The 19,401-nt window shown below is 61.8% G+C and carries 22 protein-coding genes; 1 reads left to right on the forward strand and 21 read right to left on the reverse strand.

What is annotated here, in order from left to right; all coding sequences use genetic code 11:
* Positions 1–216 precede the first annotated feature (216 nt).
* Positions 217–1,413 carry an MFS transporter gene (locus FJD34_RS11690; protein ID WP_032859132.1) on the forward strand — a complete coding sequence of 399 codons (1,197 nt, stop codon included), beginning with the start codon at positions 217–219 and terminating at the stop codon, positions 1,411–1,413.
* Positions 1,414–1,455: 42 nt separating this feature from the next.
* Here FJD34_RS11690 and FJD34_RS11695 read toward each other — a convergent pair whose 3' ends face one another.
* The 21 genes from FJD34_RS11695 to FJD34_RS11800 form a co-directional block, all read right to left on the reverse strand.
* Complete coding sequence (locus tag FJD34_RS11695; protein WP_231996179.1) at positions 1,456–2,964, reverse strand: M10 family metallopeptidase C-terminal domain-containing protein; 1,509 nt, start codon at positions 2,962–2,964, stop codon at positions 1,456–1,458.
* Between the two features lie 372 nt (positions 2,965–3,336).
* The gene (locus FJD34_RS11700) at positions 3,337–3,741 is read right to left on the reverse strand and encodes a type II toxin-antitoxin system HicB family antitoxin (protein ID WP_032859130.1); all 405 of its coding nucleotides are present in this window, start codon (positions 3,739–3,741) and stop codon (positions 3,337–3,339) included.
* 23 nt (positions 3,742–3,764) lie between these two features.
* Positions 3,765–3,953, reverse strand: coding sequence for a type II toxin-antitoxin system HicA family toxin (locus tag FJD34_RS11705; protein WP_032859128.1), 189 nt, complete (start codon positions 3,951–3,953; stop codon positions 3,765–3,767).
* A gap of 121 nt (positions 3,954–4,074) precedes the next feature.
* Complete coding sequence (gene phnP / locus FJD34_RS11710; RefSeq protein ID WP_032859126.1) at positions 4,075–4,824, reverse strand: phosphonate metabolism protein PhnP; 750 nt, start codon at positions 4,822–4,824, stop codon at positions 4,075–4,077.
* Positions 4,815–5,381, reverse strand: a complete 567-nt coding sequence (phnN, locus tag FJD34_RS11715) for a phosphonate metabolism protein/1,5-bisphosphokinase (PRPP-forming) PhnN (protein WP_090290676.1) — start codon at positions 5,379–5,381, stop codon at positions 4,815–4,817. The genes phnP and phnN overlap by 10 nt, the downstream gene beginning before the upstream one ends.
* On the reverse strand, positions 5,381–6,526 hold the full coding sequence (locus FJD34_RS11720; protein ID WP_032859122.1) for an alpha-D-ribose 1-methylphosphonate 5-triphosphate diphosphatase: 1,146 nt from the start codon (positions 6,524–6,526) through the stop codon (positions 5,381–5,383). Before FJD34_RS11720 ends, phnN begins: the two co-directional genes overlap by 1 nt.
* Positions 6,516–7,235 (reverse strand): phosphonate C-P lyase system protein PhnL, encoded by a 720-nt coding sequence (gene phnL / locus FJD34_RS11725; protein WP_065943503.1) that lies wholly within the window; start codon positions 7,233–7,235, stop codon positions 6,516–6,518. Before phnL ends, FJD34_RS11720 begins: the two co-directional genes overlap by 11 nt.
* On the reverse strand, positions 7,235–8,044 hold the full coding sequence (gene phnK, locus FJD34_RS11730; protein WP_162237639.1) for a phosphonate C-P lyase system protein PhnK: 810 nt from the start codon (positions 8,042–8,044) through the stop codon (positions 7,235–7,237). The genes phnL and phnK overlap by 1 nt, the downstream gene beginning before the upstream one ends.
* Entirely contained in the window at positions 8,005–8,871 is an 867-nt protein-coding gene (locus FJD34_RS11735; protein WP_032859115.1) for an alpha-D-ribose 1-methylphosphonate 5-phosphate C-P-lyase PhnJ, read from the reverse strand. The genes phnK and FJD34_RS11735 overlap by 40 nt, the downstream gene beginning before the upstream one ends.
* A complete protein-coding gene (locus FJD34_RS11740) occupies positions 8,864–9,940 on the reverse strand; it encodes a carbon-phosphorus lyase complex subunit (protein ID WP_032859113.1) in 1,077 nt (358 codons plus the stop codon). Before FJD34_RS11740 ends, FJD34_RS11735 begins: the two co-directional genes overlap by 8 nt.
* Positions 9,940–10,530: a phosphonate C-P lyase system protein PhnH gene (gene phnH / locus FJD34_RS11745; RefSeq protein WP_032859110.1), complete on the reverse strand. Its 591-nt coding sequence runs from the start codon at positions 10,528–10,530 to the stop codon at positions 9,940–9,942. The genes FJD34_RS11740 and phnH overlap by 1 nt, the downstream gene beginning before the upstream one ends.
* Positions 10,530–10,967: a phosphonate C-P lyase system protein PhnG gene (gene phnG, locus FJD34_RS11750; protein WP_090290674.1), complete on the reverse strand. Its 438-nt coding sequence runs from the start codon at positions 10,965–10,967 to the stop codon at positions 10,530–10,532. Before phnG ends, phnH begins: the two co-directional genes overlap by 1 nt.
* A gap of 11 nt (positions 10,968–10,978) precedes the next feature.
* On the reverse strand, positions 10,979–11,683 hold the full coding sequence (gene phnF, locus FJD34_RS11755) for a phosphonate metabolism transcriptional regulator PhnF (RefSeq protein ID WP_166647836.1): 705 nt from the start codon (positions 11,681–11,683) through the stop codon (positions 10,979–10,981).
* Between the two features lie 35 nt (positions 11,684–11,718).
* A complete protein-coding gene (gene phnE, locus FJD34_RS11760; RefSeq protein WP_032859104.1) occupies positions 11,719–12,501 on the reverse strand; it encodes a phosphonate ABC transporter, permease protein PhnE in 783 nt (260 codons plus the stop codon).
* Positions 12,502–12,560: 59 nt separating this feature from the next.
* Entirely contained in the window at positions 12,561–13,562 is a 1,002-nt protein-coding gene (gene phnD, locus FJD34_RS11765) for a phosphonate ABC transporter substrate-binding protein (protein WP_032859102.1), read from the reverse strand.
* Positions 13,563–13,594: 32 nt separating this feature from the next.
* Entirely contained in the window at positions 13,595–14,428 is an 834-nt protein-coding gene (phnC, locus tag FJD34_RS11770) for a phosphonate ABC transporter ATP-binding protein (protein ID WP_032859101.1), read from the reverse strand.
* A gap of 382 nt (positions 14,429–14,810) precedes the next feature.
* Positions 14,811–15,206, reverse strand: a complete 396-nt coding sequence (locus FJD34_RS11780; RefSeq protein WP_090290673.1) for a hypothetical protein — start codon at positions 15,204–15,206, stop codon at positions 14,811–14,813.
* Between the two features lie 16 nt (positions 15,207–15,222).
* A complete protein-coding gene (gene ccmI, locus FJD34_RS11785) occupies positions 15,223–16,416 on the reverse strand; it encodes a c-type cytochrome biogenesis protein CcmI (protein WP_090290672.1) in 1,194 nt (397 codons plus the stop codon).
* A complete protein-coding gene (locus FJD34_RS11790; RefSeq protein WP_032859095.1) occupies positions 16,409–16,882 on the reverse strand; it encodes a cytochrome c-type biogenesis protein in 474 nt (157 codons plus the stop codon). Before FJD34_RS11790 ends, ccmI begins: the two co-directional genes overlap by 8 nt.
* Entirely contained in the window at positions 16,879–17,415 is a 537-nt protein-coding gene (locus FJD34_RS11795; protein ID WP_032859094.1) for a DsbE family thiol:disulfide interchange protein, read from the reverse strand. The genes FJD34_RS11790 and FJD34_RS11795 overlap by 4 nt, the downstream gene beginning before the upstream one ends.
* Positions 17,412–19,400, reverse strand: coding sequence for a heme lyase CcmF/NrfE family subunit (locus tag FJD34_RS11800; protein ID WP_090290671.1), 1,989 nt, complete (start codon positions 19,398–19,400; stop codon positions 17,412–17,414). The genes FJD34_RS11795 and FJD34_RS11800 overlap by 4 nt, the downstream gene beginning before the upstream one ends.
* Position 19,401 lies beyond the last annotated feature (1 nt).

Consider the following 19,401-nt stretch of genomic DNA (forward strand, 5'->3'; position numbering starts at 1 on the left):
TTCGACTTGCTCACGAATGCGGTGGGTCAGACAAATAGTTTTTGACTGATACACCCCCTTCGCGAGCAAGTCGAATCGTCGCACCGCCGCTCCCACATTGGCTTGCGCGTAAGGCATCAATGCCAGGCATGACTGAAATCATCAGTAACACTTACTCCCTTCCTTCGCCTACCCTTTACCCTTCACCCCCTCCTTCCCCGCTTTAACGAGAACACCATGACCGCTACCCCACCCGCGACCGCCACCCTGACCCGTGGCATGGTGCTGCTATTCGCGTTCTGCTGCGGGGCTATTGTCGCCAACATCTACTACGCCCAACCGATCATCGAGCTGATTGCCCCGGACATCGGCCTGACCCCGGCCATGGCCAGCCTGATCGTGTCCCTGACCCAGATCGGCTATGCCCTGGGCCTGTTCTTCCTCGTGCCCTTGGGCGACCTGCTGGAAAACCGCCGGCTGATGATCATCACCACCGTGGTTGCCATCGCCAGCCTGTTGGGCGCGGCCTTTACCGAACAGCCGAACCTGTTCCTGCTGGTGTCGTTGTTGATCGGCTTCAGTTCGGTATCGGTGCAAATCCTGATCCCCCTGGCTGCACACCTGGCGCCCGCCGAATCACGGGGCCGGGTGGTGGGCAGTATCATGGGCGGCCTGTTGCTGGGCATTCTGCTGGCGCGTCCGGTTTCCAGCCTGGTAGCTGACCACTTCGGCTGGCGGGCGATGTTCATGACCGCAGCGGCGATGATGGCCGTGATCAGCGTGGTGCTGTTGTTGACTGTCCCCAAGCGCCAGCCAGACCACAGCGCCAGCTATGGCCAGTTGCTACGCTCGTTGGGCACTTTGCTGCGCGAGCAGCCATCGCTGCGCCAACGGGCGTTCTATCAAGGCTGCATGTTCGCCGCCTTCAGCCTGTTCTGGACCGCCGTGCCGCTGGAGCTCTCACGCAACCATGGCCTGAGCCAAAGCGAGATTGCCCTGTTTGCCCTGGTTGGGGCCTTGGGCGCCATCGCCGCACCGATCAGCGGACGCCTGGCAGACGCTGGCCACACCCATCGCGCCTCATTGCTGGCGATGTTGCTGGCGGCCCTGAGTTTTCTGCCAGCGCTGGTACACCCGGCCTACAGCGTCATCGGCTTGATGGTCACCGGCGTGGTCCTGGATTTTTGCGTGCAGATGAACATGGTCCTCGGCCAGCGCACCATCTACGCCCTGGACGCCCACAGCCGCAGTCGCCTGAACGCGCTCTACATGACCAGCATCTTCATCGGCGGGGCCTTCGGTTCGGCGATTGCCAGCAGTGTGTATGAACATGGCGGCTGGCTTGGGGTGATTGTGGTCGGCAGCCTGTTCCCGCTGGTGGCACTGTTACGATTCCTGAGTGTGTCCAGAGCCGCTTCGACAGTGAGCGCCTGACGTTCGATATCTCATCAACACGCTCAGGATCCTGCCTATCGTTTATCGCTGCTCTGACGGGCTTTTCTCCAACAGACGGACAAGCCCCTGCAACATCATGAGGGTTCCGTGCAGAACACTTCCCAGCGTAGCAAGTAGAGAAGCAGTGGGTTCTGGTGTTGGTGTTGGTGTTGGTGTTGGTGTTGGTGTTGGTGTTGGTGTTGGTGTTGGTGCCGGTGCCGGTGTTGGTGCCGGTGCCGGCACCTGCCCTCCCGTCACGATATCGGCGGATTGAATTTTGCCCACTGTGGTAACCAGCAAGTCAGACTTGCCATTGCCGTTCATATCGATAGCCAAACTGCCACGCCCTGTGTTCGGGTCATGGCTCAGCACTGCGTTACCGGGCCGGCCATTGAATTGACTGGAAAAGTTGAGACCTTTGATACCGGCTTCTCTCAAGGCGCCGGAAACATCGATCTTGTCGACACCGCTGGTAAAATCTTCGATCAGGTCTGAGTTCTTCGATGTGGACTCGCTGGCTTTGTCGTAGACAAATGTGTCAGCGCCGCCTCCCCCTCTCAACCTGTCTAAGCCCCCGCCACCCTTGAGACGATTGTCCGCATCATTTCCCGTAATCACGTCAGTACCTGAACCGCCGATGGTATTTTCCAGTGTTACGCCCTTGGCGATGGAAACATTACCTTTCATTCCCCCGACGTCCGAGAATGATTGTTCATTAAGATTAATGTTCTGGTTCTGTGAATACCCGGAAAAATCCAACGTATCGTTCCCGCCACCGTCCCACACACAAAATATTGCTGAATCAGCAGCGCTCTTGACACTCAGCGACTCACGCCCGGTGTTGGAATTGAAGCCATAGGTCGTGTCCGTGTTACGGGTAGCGCGGTTTGCACCATAAAGACGTTGGACGGCCGCGATGTCGTACATCATGGGCGCCGAGGGCCCCTTGTTGTTGAAGTTGTGGCCAGCGTTCTCGCGTTCAGACCAATAACTCATGACTGTGCCAGCCTTCGTGTCCTGCGCAAACTGTGCATTCTTCTCGTACGTACCTCCGCCGTTGTAATGGCCGGGGTGGGCGAGCCCAAGACAATGACCGATCTCATGAATCATGGTGGTGTGAAAATGACTCCCAGGCTTTGGGTCATGTGACACACCTTTTGTGCCGATCTGCGCGGTTGTCTTGGAGTTTTGCTCGCCAGATCGCCATGCCACCCCCCTGTCCGAGTTATGGGCGCCGGATACCTGAATAGAACCGTCAGCCTTGCGGGCATTCTCATGAAAACTGATATCGGCCACGTCTTGCCAAGCCTGCATCGCCCGGCGGGCACAGGTTTTTTGCTGCTCGGTGAAACTACTCAAGTTGAAAGACACCTGCGTCTTGCCGTCCCTATCCCGATCATGAAAGCGCGTCCCCTCTCGCGTAAGATGCTGGGCGGCCTGATCAGTACTGATGGTGCGTTTCCCGCGAGCGGAAAATTGCTCCTTGGACGGTCCATACATTTCTTCCGGGCAGCAACCAGGATGAATAACAGCGTTATTTATTTGACTCATGGCGATCTCCAAATCGATTAATGACAGGGATAACAGCGTCCAATGGCGTCGCCTTTCATCGCAGAAAGCTGCCTCAGCCGGCGTCATCCGTCTCTAATCTTTCATGCAGAAAACCACCTCGCCACCTGGGCTTTGAGTCTTATTGAAACGCGTTGAGCTGCGGTTTAGTTTGCTGACAAAACACATGGTTTTTTACATTTACCCGGTGTCACCCGGCCTCGAAAATGCGCGTTCAAGTCGCTGACACCACTAAGAAAACGTAAAAAAGAACACGCTTGTATAATCCAAACCGTCGCTATCTTAAGAAATATCCTCTCTACATTTTCAGCCTCAACGTCAGGCACTTTCCCTCACCTATGGAGGGGCCACCCACTAAGAACGCACCAATTTCTCCAACGCGGCATCCGCCAGGAATGACGAACGGCTTTTGACTTTGTGCTCGCGTACATAACGGTCAATGCGCTGGATCACATACCCTGGCAAGGTCACATTGACCTTCTCGGTCTTGCCCAGGTAAGGCGAAATATCCAGCTCCAGCATGCCCCAGCCCATCCCGGCATATTCCGTGTTGCCATGATGCGCCGCGACCGAGGTCGGCATGGGAATCGCACGGCCTTCGCTGGCCATCTCTTGCAGCATGATGTGGGCCACTTCCACTGCGGCGTTGTAAGCCTCTTCAAAACTGTCCCCGGCGGTCACCGCACCTGGAATATCGGGGATCTGGATACCGGAGGCGGTAAAGTCATCGCCCCATTCGATACAGATTGGGTATTGCATGAATATTCTCCTGAAAAACCGTTCTAGAACGAAAACAGCCCGGCGCGCCGCCTGATACTTCGCACGGTGCCTAAGGGTAGGTCCTTCTTGGGATGAGGCACCGGTATCGTGTACGGGTTATAACGGTGGGTGAAAATATGATGGCTGCCCGTAACCCGATCCAGCACCCAGCCCGCCTCTTGCAGTTCCTTGATCAATAACCTGCTTTGCACCACAGCCTCCTTGCTCTGGCCCGAATAAAAGTAACCCTAGAGTTATTTTTACTCAAGCACAGATTTACCGGAACAGACTGGCGGTTGTTTTGCCGGATATTGAAAAACTGAAGGCCTTGAGTTAAAGCACCCGCCCATCCCAGCCCACCGTCACGTGGCGCGGCAGTTCACCGCGATACTGCAACAGCCAGGCATCGAGCGTATGCCCGACGTGGGTCAGTACGCCAAGCTCGGCGCCGCATGCTTCGATGCATTGCAAGGCCAATGTCAGGTCATTGTGATTACGCGGCGCCTGGGGTTGCGGCGGCATGGAGCAGTCGATGACCAGTACGTCCAGGGGTTCGCGCCGCAACCAGTCGACGGTTGCCGGGGGCAGGCCCGTGGTGTCGGTGAGATAAGCGATACGCCGGCCCTGCCCTTGCAGCAGGTAACCGAACGTCAGCTTGGAATGTTGCAGCGGCAACGCGGTGACCGTCAGCTCGCCAAACTGCCGGGTCTCGAACTCGGCGAAGGGCTGGCTGAAATCGAGGATGCCGGGGTGTTTGTAGAGGTCCGACAGGCCTTCGGGGTCTGCCGGGCCATGCACCGCAATAGTCAGGCCCTGGCCCCAGCGCAGATGCAGCAGGCCCTGGGCATGATCGGCGTGGTAGTGGGTCTGCAGAATGCCGCTGAGGCTGCGTGGCGGGAAGCGCTCGGTCAGGTCCGTCAGCCCGCTGTCGATCAACCAGCGCTGGTCACCGCACTCGACCAACGCACTGCATTCGCGGCGACGCAAGCGTGCATCGCTGCGGGCCAGGGCACAGGCGGCGCATTCACAGCCATACACCGGGACCTGGCGGGCGTCACCGGTGCCCAACAAGGTCAGGCGCATGCCGAGTGCCCTGCGTCCAGGCACCTGAACAAACGTTCAACGGTATGTGCCAGCGACCCGGAATTATCCAGCAGAAATACGCCGGGAGTCGCCGTCAGGCTGTCAGTGAACTGTGTATTGCGCGCCAGGCGTGCGTCGACTTCTGCCACCGACTCACGCCCTCGCGCCAGCAGGCGTTGGCGCAGCACCGCCTGATCAACCGTCAGCAACACCACCAACAGCGTCGGATAACGCTCGCGAGTCTGCGCCAGATGACCGCGCGAGCCGTTGACCAGTACATCGTCCCCCACCGCCAGCCAGTCGTCGATCTGCCGGGGAATGCCATAGGACAAACCATTGGCCTGCCAACTGAGGGCAAAGGCGCCCTCGGCGTTCATCGCCGCAAATTGTGCGGGGCTGACCCCCTCGGCCGCCTCACCCACCGCCTCCGCCGAGCGGGTGATCACTCGCCGCACAATGCGGCAACCGCGCTCGGCCAAACGTAGGCGCGCGGCATCCAGCAGGCTGTCCTTGCCCGAACCCGATGGCCCGATGAGATAGATCAACCTGCCTGCCATCAAAACACCCTCTTGGCTTGTCGCCAGACTTGTTGGACCACTGGCAGCCCTTCACGGCTCCGAGCTTGCACCAGGTCCGCCCGCAGGCCAATGGCAATTTCACCGCGATCGTTCAAGCCCGCAGCGCGTGCCGGAGCCAGGCTGATCATCCTGACCGCACGCGAAAGATCGCCGCCGTCCTGCTGATCGGCCAGGACGAACGCCGCCTGTAGCAAGCTGGCGGGGTAATAGTCACTGGAAAGTATATCCAGCAATCCCTCGGCGGCCAGGCCGGCGGCGGCCACATTACCCGAGTGCGACCCGCCGCGCACCACGTTCGGGGCGCCCATCAGCACGTTCATCCCAAGTTGCCGGCAACCACGCGCCGCTTCCAGGGTAGTGGGGAACTCAGCGATGCTCATGCCGTAGCGCGCCGACTCCTCGACGTGGGCCAACGTTGCATCGTCATGGCTGGCCACCGACAGGCCGCGCCCCAGGCAATGCTCGACAATCGCAGCACGATAGCGGTCACTGTAGGCCTTGGAATTGGCCATTTGCAGCACGATAAACGCGTCCATGGTCTCGTCGTTCAGGTGGTACTTGCCCATGTAGTACTCACGGTACTTGGACTCCAGCACAAACTGGCGCTGGCCCGGTGAGTGGTCCATCACCGACACCAGTTGCACCAGCGGGTTTTCCACCAGGTCGCGGAACACGCTCAAGGTGTCCGGGTGGCACAGCTCGCAACGCAGATGCAGGCGGTGTTCGGCGCGGGTCAGGCCAGCCTCTTGCGCCGAGGCAATGGCATTGAGCATCGCCGGCAGTTTCTGCATGCGGTTGCCCTTGGGATTGACGTCGCCAATGGACACCGCGTCGAACACCGTGGTGATACCGGCGGCGATGATTTGCGCGTCATGGCTGAGCACCGCCGAAGTCGACGGCCAGTCCACACCGGGCCGTGGGGTCATGTGCTTTTCCAGGTTGTCGGTGTGCAACTCCACCAGCCCCGGCAGCAGGAAATCACCGCCCAGGTCCTGGGCCTGGGACAACTGGCTGCGGCCTTCGGCGAGATCGACGATCATCCCGTCACGCAGCACCACGCTGCCGAGAAATACACGATCAGCCGTGACCAGCCGGGCATTGCTGAGGATCTGTTCAGCGGGCATGAGCGTATTCCTCTTCGGCTTGATGGGCAGGAGTCATGTCCAAGTGACGATCGGCCACCGCCTCACGGGCGGCGCGATCATGGAAGATGCCGATCAGTGCGGCACCGCCGGCCTTGGCTTCGTTCATCAGTTCCAGGACAACCTGGCGGTTGCTGTCATCCAGGGACGCTGTCGGTTCGTCCAGCAACATCACCGGCCAGGCCACCATGAAACCGCGTGCAATATTGACCCGCTGCTGCTCGCCACCGGAAAACGTGCCCGGCGCCAACTGCCACAGGCGCTGCGGGATATTCAGGCGCGCCAGCAAGTGCTCGGCCCGCGCCTGGGCCTGAGGTTTCGGCCAACCACGGGCCAATGCCGGTTCCATCACTACATCCAGGCACGCCACCCGTGGGATCACCCGCAAGAACTGGCTGACATAGCCCAGGGTCTGCTGGCGCACCTGCAGAATGTCCCGGGGCTGTGCGCCCACCAGTTCCAGCCATTGCCCGTCGTGGCAGATGCGAATGCTGCCGCCCGCTGGTAGGTAGTTGCCGTACAGGGTGCGCAGCAAGGTGCTTTTACCGGCGCCGGACTGGCCGTGGAGCACCAGGCACTCACCGCCCTGCACACTGAAATCCACCCCGCGCAGCACGTTCAGCACCACGCCGTTCTGCTGGTGCAAGGTGAAGGTTTTCGACAGGTCTCGGACCTCAATCAACGTATTCATCATGGCTGCAATACCGAAGACACCAGCAGTTGGGAATAAGGGTGCTGTGGATCGTCGAGGATCTGGTCGGTCAAGCCGGTTTCCACCACCCGTGAACGGCGCATCACCATCAGGCGGTCGGCCAGCAGACGCGCAACGGCCAGGTCGTGAGTGACGATGACTACCGCCAGGTCCAGCTCGCGCACCAGGCCGCGCAACAGATCAAGCAAGCGCGCCTGCACCGACACATCGAGGCCGCCGGTTGGCTCATCCATAAACACCAGGCGCGGGCTGGAGACGAGGTTGCGGGCGATTTGCAGGCGTTGCTGCATACCGCCAGAGAAGGTACGTGGCAAGTCGTCGATACGCTGCGGGTCGATTTCCACCTGGCTCAGCCAATCCAGGCCGGCGCCGCGCAGCTGCTGGTAGTTGCGCACGCCCTGGGCCATCAAGCGCTCGCCGATGTTGGCGCCAGCCGAAACGCCCATGCGCAGGCCGTCGCGGGGATTCTGTTCAACAAAGCCCCATTCGGTGCGCAGCAAAGTGCGCCGTTCGGCTTCGCTGGCGCTGTACAGGTCCAGCCATTCGCCCTCCTTGCTCCGATAACCGATGCTGCCGGCCTGGGGTGGCAAGCGCCCGCTCAACAGCGAGAGCAAGGTGGATTTGCCCGAGCCGGACTCGCCGACAATCCCCAGCACTTCGCCGGGGTACAGATCAAAGCTCACGCCCTGGCAACCCTTCTGCGGGCCGTATAACAGGGACAGATCACGCACTTGCAATAAGGGCTGGCTCACTGGTTGTTCTCCTTGACCCGTTGGGCGCAATACCAGGTATCGGAACACACGAAACTCTGGGTGCCGGCGTCATCCAGAATCAGCTCGTCGAGGAATGATTCGTGGCTGCCACAGATCGCACAGCAGTGCTGCCACTTCTGCACTTCGAACGGGTGATCCTCGAAGTCCAGGCTGCTGACCTGGGTGTACGGCGGCACTGCGTACAAGCGCTTTTCGCGACCGGCACCAAACAGCATCAGCGCCGGGCTCATGTCGAGTTTGGGGTTGTCGAATTTGGGGATTGGCGAGGGGTCCATCACATAGCGTTCGTCGACCATTACCGGGTAGGCATAGGCCGTGGCGATATGGCCAAAGGTGGCGATATCTTCGTAGAGTTTTACGTGCATCACCCCGTAGTCATTGAGGGCGTGCATGGTGCGGGTCTCGGTTTCCGAGGGCTCGATAAAACGCAGCGGCTCGGGGATCGGCACTTGATAGACCATGATCTGTCCGGCCTGCAACGGCGTTTCGGGGATGCGGTGGCGGGTCTGGATCACCGTCGCGTCGGGGGTGGCCTCGGTGGTGGCGATGCCGGCGGTGCGCGCAAAAAAACGGCGGATGGACACGGCGTTGGTGGTGTCGTCGGCGCCCTGGTCGATGACCTTGAGTACGTCCTCGGCGCCCAGGATTGCCGCGGTCAATTGCATGCCACCGGTGCCCCAGCCATAGGGCAGCGGCATTTCGCGGCCACCGAATGGCACCTGATAACCCGGGATTGCCACGGCCTTGAGCAAGGCGCGGCGGATCATGCGCTTGGTTTGCTCGTCGAGGTAGGCGAAGTTGTACGCCGGATCACGCGTGGGTATCTGGGTAATGTCATTCATGGCGGGAACCCTCAGCCGGTTGGCGCAGTTTGCGGATCAGCTCCAGTTCGGCCTGGAAGTCCACGTAATGAGGCAATTTGAGGTGCGAGACAAAACCGGCTGCCTCGACGTTGTCGCAGTGGGCCAGCACAAACTCTTCACGCTGGGCCGGCGACACCACCTCTTCGTTGAACTCTTCGGCGCGCAGTGAACGGTCCACCAGCGCCATGCCCATGGCCTTGCGCTCGGCATGCCCGAACGCCAGGCCGTAGCCACGGGTGAACTGTGCCAGCTCAGTGGCCGAGCCGACGAACTGGTTGACCATCTCGCACTCGGTGACTTCGATGCTGCCCAGGCAAATGGGAAAGCCCAGCTCTTCGGGATCAATCCACACCTCTACGTCACCGATGCGAATTTCCCCGGCAAAGGGGTGATTGCGCCCATAGCCACGCTGGGTCGAGTAGCCCAGCGCCAGCAGAAACCCTTCGTCACCACGGGCCAGGGCTTGCAGGCGCTCGGCACGGCTGGCGGGGAACTCCAGCGGGTCGCGGGTGATATCGGCAACGCGGGCATTGTCGTCGGCTTCGTTCTTGATCAAGCCTTCTTTGGCCAACAACCCCAGCACACGCGGGCAAGGTTCCAGGCACGCATCCACAGAGGTCTGCGGGCCGGGATACTCACCTTCGGCCAGCAGCGCAAAATCCAGCAGGCGATGGGTGTAGTCGAACGTCGGGCCAAGCAACTGGCCGCCGGGCACATCCTTGAAGGTTGCGGACAAGCGTCGGCTGAGCTGCATCTGCGCGGTGTCGATCGGCAGGCTGGGACTGAAGCGTGGCAACGTGGTGCGGTAGGCGCGCAACAGGAAGATCGCTTCCACCAGGTCCCCCGCCGCTTGCTTGATTGCCAGTGCGGCCAGTTCTTCGTCGTACAACGAGCCTTCGGTCATCACCCGTGCAACGGCCAGCGGCAGTTGCTGGCGGATCTGCTCCACACTCAATTCAGGAATTGCGGTGTCGCCCCGGCGTTTTTTCGCCAGCAGGCGGTGGGCATTGTCGATGGCTTGTTCGCCACCTTTGACGGCTACGTACATCAGGCACACTCCTCTGCGACGCGGGTGCTGCGGGGCAAGCCGAGCAGGTAGTGGCCGGCGCCGAACAGCACGTCCAGGCCACGGGGGAACGCCTCGCGACGCTGGCGTTCCAGCCAGAACGCCTGGGGCAGTGGCAGGCTGACCTGGCGCTGGGCCTGGATGCCCGGGCCGCTCCAATTCAGGCCGCGCCCGCTATCGAGGTCGCTCAACTGGACGAGCAAGGTGCACGACTGGTCGGGATAACGGTCATTGCCGTGGTCGAAGCCGCTCAGGTCGTGCAGGTCGTGTTCCCCCAACAAGGCGAACACCGCGTCTTCGCGGCGCGCGGCCAGCGGGCAGCCACAGTGGAAGGCCAGGTTGGCGCGGATCAGCGGCGTATCGAAGCTCGGCGCCAGCCACAACGGCGTGTCTGCATCCAGCAGCCCCAGGCACAAGGCGTAGGTGGCCGGCGCCAGGCCTTCGAGGTGCGGGGCCGCAGGCAGAGGCTGGATCAAACCCGGTTCGGCCAAGGCCTTGAGCGCTGCACGAAAACTGCGTTGGGCATCCAGGACCGGATCGACAAACGCCGGTTGTAATAATTGAGCATTCATCAGTTTTCTCCTCGCACCAGGGTGAAGAACTCGACCTTGGTGGCGGCGGTATCGGCTTCTTTTTGCGCGCGGCGCCGGACCTGGGCGTTGGCCAGTACGCGGATCAAATCACTGAGCCATTGGCTCGGCTGTGCGCTTTGCAGATGGGCATCGGCCAGGGCCGCCAATTCGGCATGCACCTTGTCGCGCCCCGCCAGGTAGCTGTAGCCGGTGCGCCCATCGGCCAGGCGTACCACGCAACGGGTCACGCTCATTTCGCCGACGTTGAACGGCGCACCATTGCCACCCATGCGCCCGCGTACCAGGGTCATGCCGATTTCCGGGGCGCGGATCAGTTGGTAATCGGCGTCGCGCAGGGCCGCTTCGTGGGGGATCAGCTCACTGCGAAGGGCGCGGGCAAGCACGCCGATCCAGTGTTGACGCGGGGACAGGCTCATCAAAGTCTCCATCAGGTCAGCACCTGGTACTGGAAGCGATCCGAACGGCTGGTGGACTGCGCCAGCTCCACCGGGCGGCCATCGCGATCGCGGGAAAGGGTGAATACGGTCAAGGCTGGCAAGTGCCGGGGCATCATCAGCAGCGCGGCTTCATCACGGTTGGGCAGGCGCGCACCGATCAGGCTCTGGGTGCGGGTCAGCGGCAGGTCGCGCTCGCGCAGGTATTGACGCAGGGAGCCGCCGTTGTAGTCCGCCAGCAGCGGCGCATGGCTGGCGCAGTAGCGATGGCGGATCAGGCTGACCGGCTGCTGGTCGAGTTTGCGCAGGGTTTGCAGCTCGATCATCGGCGCCATCTCGGCGATCCCCAGGTGCTGCGCTTCGTCACGGCTGGCGTAGCAATAACGGCGCTTGAGCAACAGCGCCTGCACCCCGTGGCCCTGGGCCGACAGCGATTGGCTGTAGGCAGTGTCGGCACCCATCGGGTAGATCAGCGGCCGGTCCAGCACTTGCGTGCCCTTGCCCTGCTGACGCAGCAGGCTGCCTTCGAACACCAACTCATCAATGGCCCGACGCAGCGTGTGGCGGTTGACGCCAAAACGTTCGGCCAATTGCACCTCGCCCGGCAGGAAGTCACCGGCCTGGTAGTCGCTGAGTTCGCGACGCAGGATATCGGCGAGTTCGCGGTACACCGGCTCATCTTGTCTAGACAACTGCATGCTTTAAAAAAGCGCCCTCAGGCACCCCTCCGAAGTCAGATAAACCGCTTGCGCAGGCGTTGGGACAGCACGTCGATCAGGCTCACGACCACGATGATCACCAGCAGCACCGCGCAGGTCTGGACGAACTGGAAGGCGCGGATGTTCTCCCACAGGATCACCCCGATCCCGCCGGCGCCGACCATGCCCACCACCGTTGCCGAGCGCACATTGGCTTCGAAGCGGTAGAGCGCGTAGCTCACCCACAGCGGCATCACTTGCGGGATCACGCCGTAGATCACTTCCTGCAAGGCACTGGCACCGGTGGCGCGCACCCCTTCCACCGGGCCTGGGTCGATAGCCTCGACCGCTTCGGCAAACAACTTGGCAAGGACCCCGGTGGTGCTGATCCACAAGGCCAGGACGCCGGCAAACGGACCCAGGCCGACCGCCACCACGAACAACATGGCGAACACCATTTCGTTGATCGAACGGAAGGCATCCATCACCCGGCGCAGCGGCTGGTGAATCCACCATGGGGTGATGTTGTCGGCGCAGAGGATGCCCAGGGGCACCGAGCAGACAATCGCCAGTACCGTGCCCCAGAGGGCGATTTGCACGGTGACGATCATTTCCTTGAGGTAAGAGCGCCATTCATGGAAGTCCGGCGGGAAGAAGTCGGCGGCGAAGGTCGCCATGTTTCCCGAGTCGCGATACAGCGCCAGCGGGTTCATCTCGGCGCCCTTCCAGGCCCAGGCCAGCAGCACCAGGAACAGGCCCCAGCCGAGGTATTGCGGCCAGGTGCGCTTGCCGACGGCTTCAGCGTGCAACGTAGTCATGGGTCACTCTCGATGATTGTAGGAACTGGGCCCCTGTGGGAGCCCGCTCCCACAGGGGGTTAGCTGTTGGCGGCGGTTTTCTTGTCCAGCTCGGTCAGGCGCTGTTGCAGCTTGGCCAGGTCAGCATCGATCTCTGCCAGTTTCTTGGCCTTGTCAGCCTCGGCCAGCTTGCTGTCGGCACTGATGGTGGTGCGCTGCTTGAACAGCTCCAGTTGGCGGATCGGCAGCAACTGGTCGTCGTTGGAAGCGAGGAACTTGCCCAGTTGCATGTTCTTGAGTACCGCCTTCTCTTCATCGGTGTTGCCGTAGTTGAAGATGAAGTCGCGGATCTTGGTTTTCTCGCTGTCGGTCAACGCCTTGCTCCACACCAGCGGGTCGGCGGGGATCAGCGGCGACTTCCAGATCACCTTGAGTTGCGCGGCCTTGTCCGGCTGGGTGACCTCCAGGCGGTCCCAGCTTTCGGTGTTGAAGGTGGCCACGTCCAACTGCCCCTTGGCCACGCTCAGTGCGTTGACTTCATGGCTGGAGTTGAGCGTGCGCTTGAAGGCGGTGGCCGCGTCCACATTGTTCTTGGCGAACACGTAGTAGCCCGGCACCAGATAGCCCGAGGTGGAGTTCGGGTCGCCGTTGCCAAAGGTCAGGTTCTTGGCGTTCTTGAGCATGTCTTCAACGGAGTTGAGGGGGCTGTCCTTGCGCACGATCAGCAGGCTCCAGTAGCCGGCAGCACCGTTGGCGGCGGCGGTCTGGGCGAAGATCTCGCCGTTGGAGCGGTCCACCGCTTCCATTGCCGCCTTGTTGCCGAGCCAGGCCACATCGACCTTGTTGAAACGCATGCCCTGGATCAGGCCGGCGTAGTCGGAGGCGAAAGTGGCGTTGATGGTCAGGCCGGTCTTCTTGTGCATGTCATCCAGAAATGGCTGCCAGATGCTCTTGAGGTTCTGCGAAGACTCGGTGGACATGATGCCGAAGTTGATCGCCTTGTCGGCAGCCTGGGCATTGCCCATGGCGACGCTGGCCAACAACACCGCAGACAGAAAAACATGACCGATACGGTTCAACATGGAACAGGCTCCTGTGGCTCGTGAGTAAGGGTTCAAGCGCGTGCCAGGGCCAGCCGTTGGGGCAGCTCGGCGTGGCGGGACTGGTCGCAAATCATCAGGCTGGCGTCGACATCGGCACCGTACAGATCGTTGAGGAACTGGCTGCTCATCGCGCTACCCTGCCCGTCGAAATGAATGCGCCCACCCTTGAGCGCCACGGCACGCGGGCAATAACGCATGGCGTAATCGACTTGATGCAGGGTCACCACCACGGTCTTGCCGTCGCGGCGATTGATGTCGGCGAGGATTTCCATGACCTTGCGCGCCGACTCCGGATCGAGTGAGGCGATGGGTTCATCGGCGAGGATCACTTCGGCACGCTGGGTCAACGCCCGGGCAATCGCCACGCGTTGCTGCTGGCCGCCGGACAAAGTGGAGGCGCGTTGCTGGGCCAGGTCCGCCAGGCCGACCCGCGCCAGGGATTGCATGGCACATTGCTTTTCCTCGGCATTGAACAACCCGAGGCTGCCGCGCCAGCGCGGCATGCGGCCCAGGCAACCGAGCAGCACGTTGTCGATCACACTCAGGCGATTGACCAGGTTGAACTGCTGGAAGATATAGCCGATATCCGCCCGCAACCTGCGCACCTTGCCATTCAACCGCCCACTGGCCTGCACCTCCCGGCCCAGCACCTTGACGCTGCCGCCATTGCCCTTGTCGCAACAGGCCAGGCCTGCCAAATGACGCAACAACGTGGACTTGCCGGAACCGGACGCACCAATCAGCGCGACCATCTCACCCGTGGCGATGGTGAGTTCGAGGTCGACCAGTGCGGTTTTCTTCGCAAAGGTCTTGTTCAGGTGATCGACATGGATAGCGGGAGTCATGGGCTTCTCTGTCTTGGTTTGAACAGCCTTCCATGGCTGTGTTTGAGTTCAAACGACAGTAGGCGCGGCAGGTGTCAGACCTATGACTTGCACATGACGGGAGGGGGACGGTTTGGTTAAGGTTTTGTGAAAGGTTGGAATGACGCAGGCACGTGTTTCTTGAAGCCGCCGCCCCCTTGTGGGAGCGGGCTTGCTCGCGAAAGCGAGTCCCTGTAGGAGCTGGCTTGCCAGCGATGGACGTCAACGATGACGCGGGCATTCAGGATGACCGCAGCGTCTGGGAGTTTTTCGCTGGCAAGCCAGCGCCTACATTTGATCTGCGTTGACTGGACGGCGGTGTTCCAGGCGGGAAAGAAAAAGGCGACCCGAAGGTCGCCTTTTGTCATTGCGCGTAGTGCTTACTCAACCCCGGCGGTACGCCCTGCACATTGGTCTCTTCCCATGGCCCGTTCGGGCTGATGGAGCGGCTCCAGCCGTTGCTCCAGCGGTAGTAGGTGCGCTGGCGGTAGAAAGTGTCCGGTTGTTCGTCCAGCACGTAGACGCCCATCTTGCCGTCCCAGTGGCTGGCAGCGCCCGGAGGGGGAGCGAAGGTGGGAGAGGAACTGGGCAGTGCTTTGGGTGGGGCGGTGACCGGGCCGGAAGGTTTGGTCACCGGTTTGGTCGACGGACCCGACGGTGGAATGGTCGGGCCCGTAGGGGCAGGAGGTGGCCGGTGGACCGCGCAAGCACTCAGGCCCAATACCAGGCTGAGCAGGGTGATACGAGCGATGGCGGTCATGGGGGTTTCCTCGAAATTATTTGTCCGGACTGTCGATGGTCAACTGCTGGGTCGCGGTGGTGCTGCTGGCCAGGGGTTGACTGCGCCCGATCCACTCGCCGGCAGTCGGTTGACCGGCCCGTGAAATGCGCGCAACCAGTTGGACTTCGGGAAAGTTGGACAGTTTCAACTGCGGCATCATCGCGTCGGCATCGCCCAGTTCGACGGTCACCGGCAGGTCAGCCACGGTGACGCGCTTGGCGGCCAGTGGCGCGGGCGGGCCGGAAACGGCACGGGCGAAGATGAAGACGCTGTCAGTCGGCAGAGCGCGGGCTTTGACGTCGGCCGCCAGGTCCACCCGTACTTTCATCACGGAGGTCTTGGCAGTCGGTGCGACGGTACCACCGCCCTCTTTCAACTTCTCGGCTGCGCGGTCGATGCCGCCTTGCAGCGCGGCGCGGGAGTTGTCTTTCTCCGGCAACAAGGCCAACAGACGGTTCCAGTAGTCGATGGCTTCCTGGTAACGCTGCCCTTCAAAGGCGGCGATACCCAGCAGGCCGAGGCTGGTGACTTCCTTCGGGTCGAGCTTCAGCGCTTCGTCGGTCAGGGCCTGAAGCTTGGGTGACCACTGTTTGTTGTCGGCAAAGTACTGCGCCTGGGCCCACTGCCCGAGCAATTCGGGCTGGCGACCGGCCACGGCCACGGCGCGCTCGAAGACCTTGGCCGCATCGGCCGAACGGTCCTGGGCCATGTAGGCGCGGCCCAGGAAGTACAGGCCTTCGGCCGAATCCGGTTGCGCCGCCGCCGCCCGTTCCAGGCGCTGGGTCATATCAGCAAGAGACACCGGCGGCTCGGCGAATTCGCGGGTCAGTTCAACCTTGTCGATGGCGCCGTAATGCAGGTACAGCGCAAGGCCCAATACCGGCACCAGCACCGCGGCCAGCAGTGGCAGCGGCTTGCCCAGGCGCGATTCGCGGGGTTTTTCCACGCCTTCGGTATCGGCGAGCAATTCACGGGCAGCTTCGGCGCGGCCGGTGTCGAGTTGCGCCGCGTTGAGCACACCTTCGCTTTGTTGGGTTTGCAGTTCGGCGACACGTTCCTGATACAGCGCGACGTTCAAGGCGGTGCGGTCTTCTTCACGCTGGGCGCGACGTACGCGCAACACCGGGATCAACAGGAAACTCAAGGCAACCAGGAGCAGCAGGCCAGCTGCGAGCCAGAAATCAATCATCAGTTTTTTTGTCCAGCAGTTGGTCGAGGCGTTGGCGCTCTTGGGCAGATAGCGCGTCGGAGCCATCGGTGGGAGCCGCACGGCGACGGCGGACGATCACGGCCATGACCACCAGGCCGCCCAGCAACAGGGCGGCGGGGCCAAACCAGAGCAAAGCGGTCTTGCCGGTCAGCGCCGGCTTGTAGCGCACAAAATCACCGTAGCGATCAACCATGAAGTCGATGATCTGCTGGTTGTCCTTGCCTTCGCCCAACATGCGGAAAATTTCTTTGCGCAGGTCAGCGGCAATCGGCGCGTTGGAGTCGGCGATGTCCTGGTTCTGGCACTTGGGGCAGCGCAGTTCCTTGGTCAATTCGCGGAAACGCTCGCGGTCGCCATCGCGGGCAAATTCATAGGTGTCGATGGCGGCATGGGCCACACCCACCAGCCCCAGCACCAATACAGCGGCGGTCAACCAACGCTTCATGGCTTGGCCTCGTCCACCAGGGCCTGGTACTTGGCCGCCAGTTGTTCGCGCCAGATCACTTCGTCGATCACGCCCACGAACTTGTCGCGGATCACGCCCTTGGCGTCGATAAAGAAGGTTTCCGGGGCACCGTAGACGCCGAGGTTGAGGCCGAGGTTGCCGTCTTCATCGCGAATATCCAGTTGGTACGGGTTGTGGAACTCGGCCAGCCACTTCAAGGCCGACGCATTGTCGTCCTTGTAGTTGATGCCATAGATCACCACGCCCTTCTCGGCCAGTTTGTTCAGCACCGGGTGCTCCACGCGGCACGAGATGCACCAGGTGGCCCACACGTTGACCAGCGCCGGCTTGCCGATCAGGTCGGCCTGGGTCAGGGTTTTGTCGCCCTGCACCGTCGGCAGCGAGAACGCCGGGAACGGCTTGCCGATCATCGCCGACGGCAGCTCGGCCGGGTCCAGGGACAGGCCGCGATACAAAAACACCGCAACCACCAAAAACACTGCAAGCGGCAACACCATCAACCAACGCTTCATACCGCAGCTCCCTGCATGCCGAGGGCTTCACGCACCCGGCTCTTGACCTTGACCCGGTAACGCCGGTCCATCGCGGCCAGCAGACCACCAAAACCGGTCAGCAGGCCGCCGAACCAGATCCAGCGCACAAACGGTTTGACGTGTACGCGCACGGCCCAGGCGCCATCGCCCAGCGGTTCGCCCAGGGCCACGTAGAGATCACGGGTGAACCCGGCGTCGATCCCGGCTTCGGTCATCATCGAGCTCTGTACGGTGTACAGGCGTTTTTCCGGGTGCAGCACGGCGATTTGCTTGCCATTGCGCACGACGCGCACGGTGCCTTTGTCGGAGGTGAAGTTCGGCCCTTCGAAGTGCTTGGCGCCTTCAAAGACGAACTGGTAACCGGCCAGGTCCATGGACTCGCCAGGGGCCAGGCGCAGGTCGCGCTCGGCGCTGTTCTGGCTGGACAACACCACGCCCAGGGCGCACACGGCGATGCCGATGTGGGCAATCTGCATGCCCCAGTAGCTGCGGGTCAGGGTCGGCAGGCCTTTGATCAGGCCCTTGTGGCGGGTCTTGTCGAAGATATCGCGCACACCGGCCAGCAGCACCCACGCAGCGAGCATGAAGGTGGCGAGCACCGCCCAGTTGAAATCGCCGTAGGCAATCCCGGCAATCACCGACAAGGCGGCACTGCCCAGCAGCACCGGGATCAGCATACCCAGCAACCATTTGACCGGGGTGTCTTTCCAGCGCACCAGTACGCCAATGGCCATCACCACCATCAGCAGGCCCATCAACGGGATGAACAGCGCGTTGAAGTACGGCGGGCCGACCGACAGCTTGGCGCCGGTCAGGGCATCGAGCACCAGCGGATACAGGGTGCCCAGCAGGATCATCGAGGCAGCGACTATCAGTACCAGGTTGTTACCCAGCAGCAGGGTTTCCCGCGACCACAGGTTGAAGCCTACGTGGCTCTTGACCACCGGCGCGCGCAGGGCGAACAGCGTCAGCGAACCACCCACCACGCACAGCAGGAAAATCAGGATAAACACACCGCGCTCAGGGTCGGCGGCGAACGCATGCACCGAGGTCAGCACGCCGGAACGTACGAGGAAAGTGCCTAGCAAACTCAGGGAGAAAGCGGCAATGGCCAGCAACACGGTCCAGCTCTTGAACACGCCACGCTTTTCGGTGACGGCCAGGGAGTGGATCAGCGCCGTGCCCACCAGCCAGGGCATGAAGGAGGCGTTTTCCACCGGGTCCCAGAACCACCAGCCGCCCCAGCCGAGTTCATAGTAGGCCCACCACGAGCCCAGGGTGATGCCGATACCGAGGAAGGCCCAGGCGACGATGGTCCACGGTCGCGACCAGCGTGCCCAGGCGGCGTCGAGACGCCCGCCGAGCAAGGCCGCGATGGCAAAGGCGAAGGCCACGGAGAAACCCACATAGCCCATGTACAACATAGGCGGGTGGACGATCAGGCCGATATCCTGCAGCAGCGGGTTGAGGTCGCGGCCATCGGTAGGAATCTGCGGCAAGATCCGCTCGAACGGATTGGACGTCATGATCAGGAACAGCAGGAAGCCGATGCTGATCATACCCATCACCGCCAGCACCCGCGCCAGCATCACTTGCGGCAACTGCCGGGAGAACACCGACACGGCGAAGGTCCAGCCGCCGAGGATCAGGGCCCAGAGCAGCAGGGAACCTTCGTGGGCACCCCAGACGGCGCTGAACTTGTAATACCAGGGCAAGGCGCTGTTGGAGTTGCTGGCGACATAGGCGACGGAAAAATCGTCGGTCATAAAGGCGTAGGTCAGGCAAGCGAAGGCGAACGCCAGGAACGCGAATTGCCCCCAGGCGGCCGGCTGCGCCAGGCTCATCCACAACCGATCACCGCGCCAGGCGCCCAGCAGCGGCACGATGGCCTGGACGATGGCAAAGCACAGGGCGAGGATCATCGCCAACTGGCCCAACTCGGGAATAAACAATGTAGAGGTCATC

This window comes from Pseudomonas brenneri (assembly GCF_007858285.1).
In the GTDB taxonomy this organism is placed as follows: Bacteria; Pseudomonadota; Gammaproteobacteria; order Pseudomonadales; family Pseudomonadaceae; genus Aquipseudomonas; species Aquipseudomonas brenneri.

Bases quoted from the DNA above. Each gene is read 5' to 3' on its own strand.
- FJD34_RS11690 (WP_032859132.1), top strand. From the start codon at position 217: ATGACCGCTACCCCACCCGCGACCGCCACCCTGACCCGTGGCATGGTG.
- FJD34_RS11695 (WP_231996179.1), bottom strand. From the start codon at position 2,964: ATGAGTCAAATAAATAACGCTGTTATTCATCCTGGTTGCTGCCCGGAA.
- FJD34_RS11700 (WP_032859130.1), bottom strand. From the start codon at position 3,741: ATGCAATACCCAATCTGTATCGAATGGGGCGATGACTTTACCGCCTCC.
- phnP (WP_032859126.1), bottom strand. From the start codon at position 4,824: ATGCGCCTGACCTTGTTGGGCACCGGTGACGCCCGCCAGGTCCCGGTG.
- phnN (WP_090290676.1), bottom strand. From the start codon at position 5,381: ATGGCAGGCAGGTTGATCTATCTCATCGGGCCATCGGGTTCGGGCAAG.
- FJD34_RS11720 (WP_032859122.1), bottom strand. From the start codon at position 6,526: ATGCCCGCTGAACAGATCCTCAGCAATGCCCGGCTGGTCACGGCTGAT.
- phnL (WP_065943503.1), bottom strand. From the start codon at position 7,235: ATGAATACGTTGATTGAGGTCCGAGACCTGTCGAAAACCTTCACCTTG.
- FJD34_RS11735 (WP_032859115.1), bottom strand. From the start codon at position 8,871: ATGAATGACATTACCCAGATACCCACGCGTGATCCGGCGTACAACTTC.
- FJD34_RS11740 (WP_032859113.1), bottom strand. From the start codon at position 9,940: ATGTACGTAGCCGTCAAAGGTGGCGAACAAGCCATCGACAATGCCCAC.
- phnH (WP_032859110.1), bottom strand. From the start codon at position 10,530: ATGAATGCTCAATTATTACAACCGGCGTTTGTCGATCCGGTCCTGGAT.
- phnG (WP_090290674.1), bottom strand. From the start codon at position 10,967: ATGAGCCTGTCCCCGCGTCAACACTGGATCGGCGTGCTTGCCCGCGCC.
- phnF (WP_166647836.1), bottom strand. From the start codon at position 11,683: ATGCAGTTGTCTAGACAAGATGAGCCGGTGTACCGCGAACTCGCCGAT.
- phnE (WP_032859104.1), bottom strand. From the start codon at position 12,501: ATGACTACGTTGCACGCTGAAGCCGTCGGCAAGCGCACCTGGCCGCAA.
- phnD (WP_032859102.1), bottom strand. From the start codon at position 13,562: ATGTTGAACCGTATCGGTCATGTTTTTCTGTCTGCGGTGTTGTTGGCC.
- phnC (WP_032859101.1), bottom strand. From the start codon at position 14,428: ATGACTCCCGCTATCCATGTCGATCACCTGAACAAGACCTTTGCGAAG.
- FJD34_RS11780 (WP_090290673.1), bottom strand. From the start codon at position 15,206: ATGACCGCCATCGCTCGTATCACCCTGCTCAGCCTGGTATTGGGCCTG.
- ccmI (WP_090290672.1), bottom strand. From the start codon at position 16,416: ATGATTGATTTCTGGCTCGCAGCTGGCCTGCTGCTCCTGGTTGCCTTG.
- FJD34_RS11790 (WP_032859095.1), bottom strand. From the start codon at position 16,882: ATGAAGCGTTGGTTGACCGCCGCTGTATTGGTGCTGGGGCTGGTGGGT.
- FJD34_RS11795 (WP_032859094.1), bottom strand. From the start codon at position 17,415: ATGAAGCGTTGGTTGATGGTGTTGCCGCTTGCAGTGTTTTTGGTGGTT.
- FJD34_RS11800 (WP_090290671.1), bottom strand. From the start codon at position 19,400: ATGACCTCTACATTGTTTATTCCCGAGTTGGGCCAGTTGGCGATGATC.